Origin of the sequence: Paradesertivirga mongoliensis, from assembly GCF_024436395.1 — a bacterium.
In the GTDB taxonomy this organism is placed as follows: domain Bacteria; phylum Bacteroidota; class Bacteroidia; order Sphingobacteriales; family Sphingobacteriaceae; genus Paradesertivirga; species Paradesertivirga mongoliensis.
Genome location: NZ_JAFMZO010000004.1, coordinates 416,663 through 428,735 on the forward strand (window position 1 = coordinate 416,663; position 12,073 = coordinate 428,735).

At 44.5% G+C, this 12,073-nt stretch carries 6 protein-coding genes and 1 pseudogene; 6 read left to right on the plus strand and 1 reads right to left on the minus strand.

The window, feature by feature from the left end; translation table 11 throughout:
- Nucleotides 1-12: 12 nt before the first annotated feature.
- The 3 genes and pseudogenes from gnd to J3P43_RS17345 form a co-directional block, all read left to right on the plus strand.
- A pseudogene (gnd, locus tag J3P43_RS17335) lies at nucleotides 13-1,008 on the plus strand (phosphogluconate dehydrogenase (NAD(+)-dependent, decarboxylating)); the annotation flags it as partial.
- Between the two features lie 624 nt (nucleotides 1,009-1,632).
- Complete coding sequence (locus J3P43_RS17340; RefSeq protein ID WP_255904790.1) at nucleotides 1,633-3,810, plus strand: TonB-dependent receptor; 2,178 nt, start codon at nucleotides 1,633-1,635, stop codon at nucleotides 3,808-3,810.
- A 285-nt stretch (nucleotides 3,811-4,095) separates the two neighbouring features.
- Nucleotides 4,096-6,141 carry a DUF2264 domain-containing protein gene (locus tag J3P43_RS17345; protein WP_255904792.1) on the plus strand — a complete coding sequence of 682 codons (2,046 nt, stop codon included), beginning with the start codon at nucleotides 4,096-4,098 and terminating at the stop codon, nucleotides 6,139-6,141.
- 99 nt (nucleotides 6,142-6,240) lie between these two features.
- On the opposite strand, the gene J3P43_RS17350 is transcribed toward J3P43_RS17345, so the two are convergent.
- The gene (locus tag J3P43_RS17350; RefSeq protein WP_255904794.1) at nucleotides 6,241-8,967 is read right to left on the minus strand and encodes a PAS domain S-box protein; all 2,727 of its coding nucleotides are present in this window, start codon (nucleotides 8,965-8,967) and stop codon (nucleotides 6,241-6,243) included.
- A 108-nt stretch (nucleotides 8,968-9,075) separates the two neighbouring features.
- Between J3P43_RS17350 and J3P43_RS17355 the strand changes: the two genes are divergently transcribed.
- The 3 genes from J3P43_RS17355 to J3P43_RS17365 all read left to right on the plus strand — a co-directional run bounded on the left by J3P43_RS17355 (nucleotide 9,076) and on the right by J3P43_RS17365 (nucleotide 12,024).
- Nucleotides 9,076-9,462, plus strand: a complete 387-nt coding sequence (locus J3P43_RS17355; protein WP_255904796.1) for a BLUF domain-containing protein — start codon at nucleotides 9,076-9,078, stop codon at nucleotides 9,460-9,462.
- Nucleotides 9,463-9,991: 529 nt separating this feature from the next.
- A complete protein-coding gene (locus J3P43_RS17360; protein WP_255904798.1) occupies nucleotides 9,992-11,101 on the plus strand; it encodes a Gfo/Idh/MocA family protein in 1,110 nt (369 codons plus the stop codon).
- A gap of 5 nt (nucleotides 11,102-11,106) precedes the next feature.
- Nucleotides 11,107-12,024 carry a sugar phosphate isomerase/epimerase family protein gene (locus J3P43_RS17365; RefSeq protein ID WP_255904800.1) on the plus strand — a complete coding sequence of 306 codons (918 nt, stop codon included), beginning with the start codon at nucleotides 11,107-11,109 and terminating at the stop codon, nucleotides 12,022-12,024.
- The last annotated feature ends 49 nt before the right edge of the window (nucleotides 12,025-12,073 follow it).

The following is a 12,073-nucleotide window of genomic DNA, read 5'->3' on the forward strand; positions in this document are numbered from 1 at the left end:
CGGCAGCGGTTTACAATAGACAATATGAAAAACAAGACGATTGGAATTATAGGACTGGGAAAGATGGGCGGCAACATGGCGATGCAGGCTATGGATAAAGGATATAAGGTGCTGGGGTATGATTTACACCCGAACGAGGAGCTTCAGAACCACGGTCTTGAGCAGAGTGGCAGCGTAGAAGAAATGATTTCAAAGCTTCCCGGGCCTAAAATTATCTTTATTTATGTTCCGGCCGGCGCTGTTATCGACCGGATACTGGAACAGCTTGGCGCTCTTCTTAAAAAAGGAGATATCATCGTCGATGGTGGAAATTCTTACTGGGGCGATTCAATCAGGCGTTCGCACAGTCTAAAAGAGCTTGGAATATACTTTGTCGATTGTGGTACCAGCGGCGGAGTAGATGGCGCACGCAACGGGGCCTGTTTTATGGCAGGCGGCGAACCGGAGGCGATGGAACATGTTGCACCAGTTTTAAAGGATCTTGCCGTGGAAAATGGCTTTGTCCATACCGGTTCGCCCGGCTCAGGGCATTTTGTAAAGCTGGTTCATAACGGAATTGAGTTTGGAATGCTGCAGGCTATCGGCGAAGGCATGGCCCTGCTGGCGAATTACAGGGAAGAGTTAAACTTTCCAGAGATCTTGAAAACCTGGAACCATGGATCGGTGATCCGGTCGTGGCTTATCGAATTAATGGCGAGGGTTTACAACGAAAAGCAGGGATTCGAGTCGGTTCCTTCATACATAGAAGATACCGGCGAAGTGAATTGGCTGGTGGCCGACGCGATGCGAATGGAAGTGCCGGTACCCGTTATTGCACAGTCGGTGATGCAATTATTCACTTCACGCGATACGGTCCGCATTTCGGATAAAGCAGTTGCCATGATGCGCCATGGTTTCGGCGGACATCCCTTTGGGGAAGATGAGGGTATTAAATATGAGAGGAAGTTCGGAAAGACAGAAAATGTTGAGAGTAACTTTTTGTATAAAAAAAGGGGAAGTAAAAGTTGATATTACGAGGTTAAGGGTTCGTTTCTCCCCGCAAAGGTAGTCGGCATTACTACAAAGTAAACGGGCAGTACATGGAAGCATTGCGGTGATTAATCACGCATTACGAGTATTACTACGACGTAAATCGTCACTACGGCGGTGTAAACGGACATTCTGGGGACCGAAGGCATTACACTCATTAATACCAAACCTTGCAATTCTATTGCATTCCCCTCGATCATATTTTACCGCGATCACTATATTTGTCGTAATGAAAGTACTGGCCGTTTTCATGACGATTCTAATGCTCTTTACCGGGTCCGACCTCTGTGAGGATCAAGATGGCTCTGAAAACAAGGGCAGGGTGGAGTCTTGTAAAACAACTGATGATAGCCACCAGGAAGAGGAACCATGTACCCCGTTTTGTCATTGTTCACGCTGTCCCTTCTCTGTAGTACTGCCATCCGTACCCAGCCAGCATATCATTTCATTCCTGAAGATTGAAAAGTTTGACGGATACATCTCGCTAACTCCAATCCAGTTCAGCCCTTCAATCTGGCAGCCGCCGAAGTATTCGTAAGAGTATCTGAAATTTATTATTCATATTATCAGGCCCGTAAAAAGGCCGGTCTAAATCATATTTTAATGAAAAGATATTTTATATTTTTTGCTGTACTGGCGTGTGGTTTTACCGCCCTTGCACAAAATACCGTCACCATAACCCTTAAAGACGCTGAAACTCAGGCGCCCCTTATTGGCGCTAGTGTAGCAATAATCAACCTCCAAAAAGTATCGTCGACAAACCAACATGGAAATGTATCATTCTCAGGTCTGCCCAATGGCGTTCATAGCTTCGAATACCGCTATCTGGGCTATACAACCAAAATCGATAGTATTTCCTTTCCTTTAGCTGCCGCAAGTCCCATTGTTGTTTTATTAGAAGCAGCTGAAGGCGAAGAATTAGAAGAGGTTGTGGTTTCTTCCACCCGGAGCAGCCGGACAATCGCCAATATCCCCACACGGATTGAAGTAATTGCAGGCGAAGAATTAGACGAGAAAGCGAACATGAAGCCGGGTGATATTCGTATGGTTCTGAACGAAAGCACCGGTATCCAAACACAGCAGACCTCGGCAACGAGTGCAAACGCATCGATACGAATCCAGGGGCTGGATGGAAGATACACCCAGATCTTAAAGGATGGTTTTCCTCTGTATTCGGGGGCGGCAAGCGGACTCGGTTTATTACAAACGCCGCCGCTGGACCTGAAACAGGTTGAAGTTATCAAAGGCTCATCGTCTACCTTGTATGGAGGCGGGGCAATAGCCGGATTAGTCAATCTGATCAGCAAAACGCCAAAGGAAGAGCAGGAACTCAACTTTCACCTCAACGGCACATCAGCAGGCGGATTGGATCTGAATGGTTTCTACGGAGAGCGCTTCGGAAAAGCCGGCATAACCGTATTCGCGTCGAGAAACAGTAATGAAGCGTATGCACCCGGAAACATCGACCTTACGGCAATACCAGAGTTCACCCGTTACACGTTCAACCCTAAGTTATTTTTGTATTTTAACGATAAAACCTCTTTAAATTTGGGGGTCAACAGTAGCTTTGAAGAGCGTACCGGCGGCGACCTTCACTATATAAAAGGAGAGGGCGACGCCACCCACAGCTTTTTCGAAAGCAACAATTCTAAGCGCCTGTCTTCGCAATTTGCCCTCAAACATAAACTGTCAGAACATACCGAACTAAACCTCCGCAATAGCGTAAGTTACTTTAACAGGAAGATCGGTATTCCGGCTTATTCATTTGATGGTACGCAATATGGAACATTCTCTGAAGCCAATATTACAACAGGCAGCGACAAGAGCGAATGGGTGGCCGGTCTAAATCTCTGGACCGATCAATTCCGTGAGAACCAGCAGACCGCGGTACCCTTAAGAAACTACAATCAGATAACCTACGGCGCCTTTATCCAGAATAATCTGCATGCCGCTGAATGGCTCGAGCTTGAAACAGGCTTAAGAGGCGATTATGTCGTCGACTACGGTTTTGTTTTGCTCCCCAGGATTTCTGCCCTGATTAAAGTAAATGAAAAGTTTAACTCGCGGGTAGGAGGAGGCCTGGGGTATAAGACGCCGACCATATTCACCGAAGAAAGCGAACGGATCCAATACCAGAATGTTCTTCCAATCTCTGCAACAGTAAATAAGCTCGAAGAAAGCTACGGGTTTAATTGGGACCTGAATTATCGTACAACTCTCTTTCATGATGAGCTCTCTTTTAGTATCAACCATCTGTTCTTTTATACATTTCTGAATAATCCTTTAATGATGGAACCAGAAGCGGGCAGTGAATACAGGTTCACCAATTCAGCCGGGCACATGGATAGCAGAGGTATGGAAACCAACGTAAAGTTTGCTTACCACGACTTTAAGTTTTTTGTGGGATATAGCTTAACTGATGCTAAAATTCATGTGGGTGATGATCTGCGGCAAAATCCCCTGACGGCAAAACACCGGTTAAATAACGTTTTAATGTATGAGGTGGAAGATAAATGGAAACTTGGAGCCGAAGGATATTATTACGGTAAACAAACCCTGAACGATGGCGCCGCAGGCAAGCCTTATTGGATATTCGGATTTATGGCAGAGAAGCTCTGGAACCGCTTTTCGATATATATCAATTTTGAGAACTTCACCGACACCCGCCAAACCCGCTTCGACAGTATTTATACAGGTAGCATATCCAACCCCGTATTCCGGGATATCTATGCTCCGCTAGATGGTTTTGTAGTTAATGGAGGCTTAAAATTACGATTGTGAGGGCATGAAGTCTTGATCGTAAGTTAAGACGGCTGCTGCTCGTCGCAATTTATAATTCCGAAGTTCCTATGGTAGATTTGTAATCCGTAGTAAAACTCCTCTCAACTATCCGTAGAGTTCCGCAGGGCTCTACGGATTCACAAATAGAAAAGAGTCTCCGACTCGGTTGCACTTCAATCCTTCTTAAAGGCGCATAATTCTCCCACCATAAACACCTGTTTTGCCCCTCCTTTATTAGCGTAATTATTTGTTTCTTAGCAATTGCTAAACTTTACCATAAAAACCATGTTCCGGAAATTAAAAATAGTTCCTCTCATATTTTGCATAGCCATACTTCACAACGCTGTGCGGTCTCAAACGATCTCTTCAGATAGTCTTGCCGCACTTCGAACGCAGGCAGGTGCCAAACAGATCTTTAAAGTAAATCAACCCGACCAGAAAATAAGTCCCCACACCGGAATGACCAGGAAGCACTGGAAGGAAGCGGCATTGTATCTGCTAAGCGGGGCGTTCAGCCATATCCATTCGCTCGACGATCCGATGAAGTTCCCAAAGCAACCAGGTAAGAGTTATCCGCGCGACGGAAAGTCAACTCCAACTGAGAAGATGGAAGGATTGTGCCGCACCATGTTTATTGCCGGACCCTTACTCAAAGAGCATCCCGAAATGCAAATAAACGGAATTAAGGTTGGCGATTATTACCGCTACCAGATCGCAAAAATGCTCGATCCGAAAAGCGATACCTATATCGAGGCCCGCCCTGCAAACGGAGGGCCCAGTCAGAAACTCGTAGAATTTGGCGGTCTTGCTGCATCCCTGCTTACCTCGCCCGAGATTTTCTGGGAACCCTTGCCGGCCAGCGTTAAAGAGTCTTTGTCGAAAACCATGTTGAGCTACGGCGACGGGCCAACCATAGACATGAACTGGCGGTATTTTAATATCCTGATCCTCAGCTTTTACAAAAGTCAGAACTATCAGGTAAACGAGACGCTTTTAAAAAGCTTGCTGGAAAAGGTCATCGCAGATTATAAAGGCCAGGGATGGTATACTGATAGCCCGTATTACGATTACTACAGCATGTGGGCTTTCCAGATGTATGGTAAGATCTGGTCTCAGTATTTCGGCGAGAAGTATTACCCGGAATATGCAGGCAAACTGGCATCTTATTTCGACGATCTGCAAGACAACTACCCGCATATGTTCTCCAGAAATGGTGAAATGATTATGTGGGGCAGGAGCATTGCTTACCGCATGGGCGCTGCTGCTCCCTTCCCGATGATGGGTTTTAAAAACGACCCTAAAATTAATTATGGCTGGATGCGCCGAATAGCATCAGGCTCGATCCTTCAGTTTATGAAACACCCCGATTTCTTGCAGGACAGCGTTCCGACTTTGGGATTTTACGGGCCATTTGAGCCAGCTGTACAAACGTATAGCTGCCGTGGAAGCGCTTTCTGGCTGGGTAAACTGTTTTTGGGCTTGCTGGTGCCGGCTAACAGTCCGTTTTGGACCGCAGTAGAGAACGAAGGTGATTGGGAAACGAAAATGAAAGCAGGCGAGGTTTATGACAAATTTGCAAGCGGGTCGAATCTCCTTATTACGAATTATCCGGGCATCGGGGCATCAGAAATAAGATCATGGTGTTTCAGTAAAACTGTGGGCGTATACCAGGGAACAGAAAATTATACTCGTTTAGCTTATAACAGCGCATTTCCGTGGCAGGCAGACGGAAAAAACGGAGAGGTTTCAATGGCCTACGTTTATAAAACATCAAAAGGTGCCTGGGAAAGCATGAGGATGTTTAATTTCAAAAAATACAAAGACAATGTATATTATCGCGATGGAGTTTTTGCTTCGGATACTTCGGTTAAACTGAATCTTGCAGAGATCACTCTTCCTAACGGAATCCTGCGATTAGACAGAAATAACAGTAGGGTTTCCGCGCAAGTCAGATCGGGACATTATTCTTTGCCCGTTCTTTCGACTCCGATAAGGGACGAAAGCCGCACAATAAAAGGCCATAAGGTCAGGATAATTGATAATGGCGTTTATCAGTTGGCACTAGTGTCGTTGGCCGGCTGGGATCAGCTAGAAACGGTGTATGCCGATGGATTACACCCTTCTGCCAAACAGAGCGCTGTGATCGATGTATCGGATAATTTTGTTCCGGGCAGGGATAACCTGTATGCCACCCTAATGCTTTGGAAAAAATCCGGCGAAAAGTGGGCCGACAGGGAATTGATGCCGGTTAAAAAGCTTAAGTATTCGGCCTCAGCAAATGCGGTTAAGGTATCACTTGCGAACGGGCAAAAAATTAAGGTAAGTTATTAAGGGAACGCTCAGCGGAGATTTTATGGGAAAGAGTTGAAATGTAGCGGAAAATCAGCTCACATGACGACATATTTATGTATCCGCTTATGCTTACTGCAGTCATGTCTTTGGTAAAGTAAACCAAAAGGCGCTGCCTTTGCCGTATACACTTTCGACCCAAATCTTCCCGCCATGTCTGTCAACAATTTCTTTGCAGATGTATAGACCAATACCCAATCCGGAAATGGATGGATTGAGCCCTTCGACCCGATAAAACCGGGTGAAAATATTCTTCAACTTCTCTTTTTCTATACCCATGCCCCAATCTTTTACACCTACGGTAACCTGTTCTTTACTGTTTTGAAGAATTACTTCTATCTGGTTAGCAGAAGGTGAATATTTTATAGCATTAGTTAAAAGATTGACGATAAGCTGTTCAATTCTGTTAGGGTCGGCATTAATAATAATGCTTTCTGAATTGGATAAAAATGATATTGAATGACTCGTCTGAGCATTTCTGATAAGTTCAACGGCGTCCGCCATCACTTTGATTAAATCGAAGTCGCGTTTAACCAATTGAAGTTTGCCCGCTTCGATTTTAGAAACATCCAGCAAATCATTTACCAGTGCCGACAGCTTCCTTACCTGCTGTACCGTTTTTGAAATGAATGATTTGGACTTTTCATCAGGATGTAAGCGTTGAAGTATCTGCATATAGCCCGAAATGCTGGTTAGCGGCGTTTTAAGCTCATGGCTTGCCATACCGATAAACTCATCTTTTTTGGCATTAAGACTTACCACTTCGTTATAAAGCTTGCCATTTGCTAACGATACGGACGCCTGCGAAGCAATCGCAGCTACCAGGTCTTCATGCTCTTTAGAAAACTTGCCGGCCTCCGGGTGCCCAAAAAATAATCCGCCAATTACTTCGCCCGAATTGGTTTTTACCGGCATGGCCAGGTAGCTTACAACCGGTAAATGTCCCATTGGCATGCCGTAATGAGGCGCACTTTTTCCATATCTTGGATCCGTGGTGATATCATCTACCCTCACAACTCCCTCGCCCGAAAAAGTAGCATGAAAAACAGCAGTATTTCTTGGCATACCAAATTTCTCGAAGGCTTCTTTCGGAGCGCCGGAAAGCGTGTATAACATATAAGCTTCTCCGTCCTGGTCGTAAGTGTTATAGAAAAACGCCCCAAACGCCGCACCTGTCAGTTTGGTGGTGGCATCTGTTACCTTTTGAAGAATAGCTTCGATATCCAGGTCTTCCGCAATCTCTTTTCCCAAGGTATTGATAATCTTTAAGTTTGCTGCATTGCGTTCACTTTCCTCAAGAGCTCTTTTAAGCGCGCTTACATCTCTCGCAATTTTTGACGCCCCGATAACGGTTCCCTTGCTGTCTTTGATAGGAGACACCGATAATGAAATCGGAATTTCCTTTCCATCTTTAGATTTTCGAACGGTTTCGAAATGATCAATCTTATCACCCTGAGATACCTTTCCAATGATAACATCCTCTTCATTAAGCCTGTCGTCAGGAATCAATAACGAAATATGTTTTCCGATGACCTCGGCTTCGGTATAACCAAAAGTTTTCTCTGCAGCATTATTCCAGCTGGTAATGATGCCGTCGAGCGTTTTACTGATAATCGCATCGTCGGATGTGTTAACAATAGCAGCCAGAGTGGCCTGCCGCTCGTCCGCTCTTTTTAAGTAGGTAAGATCCCTGACAATTTTCGAAGCACCAATAACCTGACCCTGACTGTCTTTAATAGGTGAAACGGATAGGGAGATTGGAATCTGGCGCCCATCTTTCGTGAGACGAAAGGTTTCAAAATGATCGATTGGGAGGCCTTTTGAAATGTTATCCAGGATCAGATTTTCTTCATGCAAGCGGTCTGGTGGAATTAACATGGTAATGTGCATACCAACAGCTTCCTTTTCAGAATAACCAAAGAGTCTTTCGGCGGCTTTGTTCCAACTGGTAATAATCCCCTCTAAGCTTTTGCTTATAATCGCATCGTCTGAAGTATCGACGATCGCGGCAAGAATAGCCTGTTTTTCGTAGGCCTTTTTTACCGCAGTGATATCCCGGGCAATTTTTGATGCACCAATGATAATTCCGCGACTATCTTTTACCGGCGATACCGACAGGGAGATGGGTATTCTTCTGCCATCTTTCGATATGCGAATCGTCTCAAAGTGATCAATCGGGTTCCCTCTGGAAATATTTTTAATTATAAAGTCTTCTTCATCTAGTCGTTCGGGCGGAATCAGCATGGTGATATGCTTCCCAATAGCTTCCTCTTCGGTATACCCAAAAAGTCTTTCGGCAGATTTATTCCAGCTTGTAATGATGCCTTGAAGTGTTTTGCTGATAATGGCGTCATCTGAAGTATTCACAATGGCTGCAAGTATGGCCTGCTTTTCATCGGACCGCGTTTGGTGGGTAACGTCAATTAGGGTATTTACGGCGCCGATAAGCTTTCCTTCCTGATCAAACTTCGGCACAGGAAGTGGACGGAGATTTAATCGGGTTCCGTCGGGTCGTTCTACAATAATTTCTTCCCCCTCAATTGCCACTCCGTATTTTAAGGTACGGGATATCGGATGATCTTCGGTCAGCATTGGCCGCCCGTCGGGGTAATAGATCTTCCAGGGGCCGCACCATAGATCGCGGCCAATTTCCGGATCATTTCCCCATAGCTTTGCTGCAGCTTTATTATAGGCCGTGATATAGCCTTTCGCGTTACATGAGTATACTGCAACTGGTAGATCGTCGAGAAGAGATTGCGTTTCGGCTTTATCGGCTTGCCCGTTTGCGAATAAATTTTCTTCACTCATTCTAATCCTTAAACATTTCGAACTAAAAATTGTTCTGCGAACTTATGATTATCACAGGCAACATCAGTAGACATTGCAGGGGCCTTAATTTCAAATACTTACTATTGAATGAATTACTTTTATTTGATTTATTGCAGTGTTCCGGCAAGGAGGTTAAGTGATGAGGAAGTTGAAGAGCTTTTGTTGGTGGCCCGAAGAGAAAACAAACTTCGCGACATAACCGGTATGCTGCTGTGCCTGCCAGAAATGTATGTTCAGTTAATTGAAGGCGCTGAAGCTGATATACGACAGCTATATTTAAACCTGAGCCGCGACCAGCGCCATCATACGGTAACTATCTTGAAAGAAGGCCACTTGGAACAACGCTTCTTTCCGGATTGGTCTATGGGTTATGACCAGAAAAGTGTTACGTTAACTAATGCTGAAGATTCTTTCTGTATTTCGGATGAGAAGGTATTTGCCCTGTTTGAGATTCTGGATGAGGGTTTTGGATAATTTGAGGGATGTAATCGCCGGGCGATTCTTGTCTAACAATGTTTAAAATGGTACAAAAAAATAAAAAAATCAAGATTATATAATAAATATGGGCTTTGCTCGTCTATAGAATATAACTTGTGATAAGGTTTAGGTTGCCCTGATACTCATGCTCTCATAGTATCAGGGCTTTTTTGTGTCTGAAGCTCCCTTCAATATGCTGCCGACGTTCTTTCCCCGCTATGTTTTAAAGTGGTTTCGATAGCCGATGTTTTAAGCTGGCTAAGAAACTTCTCTATGCGGCCATACTTGGATAGTATTTTACAATATCATGTAAATATCCTATAAAATAAACTTTACCCGTCTCACTAGATTTGTTAAACAACCTAACCAATTAACAAATAACTCCTTCAATACTGATAAGCTCTAAGGGCGGCTCGTGAATCAGAATTCAACCTTGAGGTTGCGAAGGCAGAACATTGTAAGCATTAAGGTCGGAAGGCCCTTTGCTCACAGAATTTAGCTAACCATTTAACCAGTTTCGTAATCAATGCATGAATTTACATTAGATCTCAAGATAGCTGCTCAAATGCCTTCAAGAAAAGACTGGAGGATTGGCACTATCGGCGCGGGTGCAATTGTGAAGGGATGTCATCAGGTAGCATACCGTAACGCGGGCTTTAACTCTTTTGGAATAGCCTCTCAAAACAAGTCGAACGCAGCAGAAGTCGCAAAAGAATTTCACATCCCTAATGTTTACGATTCCTGGCAACAGTTAATTAAGGATAAGAATATAGAGATTCTGGATATTGCTGTACCACCAGACATCCAGTTGGAAATAGTACGCGAAGCCGTGAAAGAAAGCGACCATATCAAGGGGATTCTTTGTCAGAAACCACTGGCGATGAACCTTGAAGAGGCCAATGAAATTGTTCTTTTGTGTGAACAGGCCGGCGTTAAGCTGGCCGTAAACAGCAATATGCGGTACGACCAGTCGATACGGGCTTTAAAAACTTTACTCGACAATAATTACTTTGGTGAAATAGTCCTTGCGACCATCGATATGCGAGCCATACCTCATTGGCAGGAATTTCTTAAAAAGTATGATCGCCTTGAAATGTTAAACATGGGCATTCATCATATTGATACCTTTCGTTACCTGTTCGGCGACCCGGAGAAAGTAACCGCCATAACCAGGAGCGATCCGAGAACAAAATTCTCTCACATCGACGGAATCAGCCAGTATACTTTTCAATATGCAGATGGGCTAATGGCAACCAGTCTGGACGACGTATGGGCATGGCAGGGAGAAGGTACTCAAAAAGACATGTACATCAGATGGCGGGTAGAGGGATTAGAAGGAATGGCTGTGGGCGAAATCGGCTGGCCGAAATTTCCTGAAAAGGGATTAAGTACGCTGAAGTTTACCAGCCGCAAATTCCCGGAGCAGTGGATTGAACCCGGCTGGGATACGGTTTGGTTTCCCGATGCTTTTGAAGGTACGATGGCGTCTTTGCTTCGCGCCGTTGAAGAGGATACACTTCCCGAAATAAATGGCCGCGATAACCTGCACACTATGGCAACTATCGAGGCGCTGTACTTGTCTGTCAAAGAAGAGCGAACTGTAAAATTATCCGAAACATTACTAACCCTTAAATAAGCCAAATGATATCAGTAGGAATTTTTAATGGATATTATCCATATACCTTAGTAGAAACCATCAGTAAAGTAAAAAAGGATGGATTCAATTGCATTCAGCTTGATCTTAGCTTTAAAGACTTCGACCTGAACGATCCGCACACCCTGCCTCAAACGCTAACCGTAGAAAAAGCGCGTAGCATACGTAATGCTTTTCGCGATGCCAATATCGAAATTGTCGCAATCTCGGGATATACGAATCTTATATCTCCCGATCCGGAAAAAAAGCGTAGAAACATAGAGTATGTAAAAACGCTCTTAAAGTTTGCCCGCGAGTTTGGAACGCCTTATGTTATTAGTGAAACCGGAACTTATGAGCCGAGCAGCGACTGGGTTTTTCATGAGAAGAACGCAACAGAGGAAGCTTTTCAGGAAATTAAGGCCGTACTTGAAGAACTGGCCGAGTTTGCCTACAGGCATGATGCTGTATTTCTGGTAGAAAACTACGTGAACAACGTAATTGGTAGCGTAGATCAGTTGCTACGGTTATTCAGAGAGGTAGATCATCCGGGATTAGGGCTCCTGATGGATCCAACTAACTATTTTGATGGCGCTAATATTAAGAATGTGAATGCAGAACTTTACCGGATCTTCAATGCCCTGCAAGACAAAATTAAAATTGCCCATGCCAAAGACATAAAGCAGGCCGAAAGCAATGAGGAAAAGCATGCTGCAATTGATGCGGTAGAATCTCATACTTTCCGTGGTGCTGGTGATGTCGAACTTCCGGCAGCCGGCCTCGGCGTGCTGAATTACGAATTGTATTTAAAGCTACTTTCCAAAAAGCATCCAAATATTCCGCTGATTATTGAGCATTTAGACGAAGAGGATATTCCGCGCGCTAAACGCTTCGTAGACGATACATTAAAAGCAATCGGCGCGTAGGCTTAGCGCTATATTAAGGCGATGTGCTATTCTCTGCTGGCGGAGGTGA

Excerpts from the sequence above, each read along its gene's own strand:
- J3P43_RS17345 (WP_255904792.1), top strand. The coding sequence starts at position 4,096 with ATGTTCCGGAAATTAAAAATAGTTCCTCTCATATTTTGCATAGCCATA.
- J3P43_RS17340 (WP_255904790.1), top strand. The coding sequence starts at position 1,633 with ATGAAAAGATATTTTATATTTTTTGCTGTACTGGCGTGTGGTTTTACC.
- J3P43_RS17360 (WP_255904798.1), top strand. The coding sequence starts at position 9,992 with ATGCATGAATTTACATTAGATCTCAAGATAGCTGCTCAAATGCCTTCA.
- J3P43_RS17365 (WP_255904800.1), top strand. The coding sequence starts at position 11,107 with ATGATATCAGTAGGAATTTTTAATGGATATTATCCATATACCTTAGTA.
- J3P43_RS17355 (WP_255904796.1), top strand. The coding sequence starts at position 9,076 with ATGAATTACTTTTATTTGATTTATTGCAGTGTTCCGGCAAGGAGGTTA.
- J3P43_RS17350 (WP_255904794.1), bottom strand. The coding sequence starts at position 8,967 with ATGAGTGAAGAAAATTTATTCGCAAACGGGCAAGCCGATAAAGCCGAA.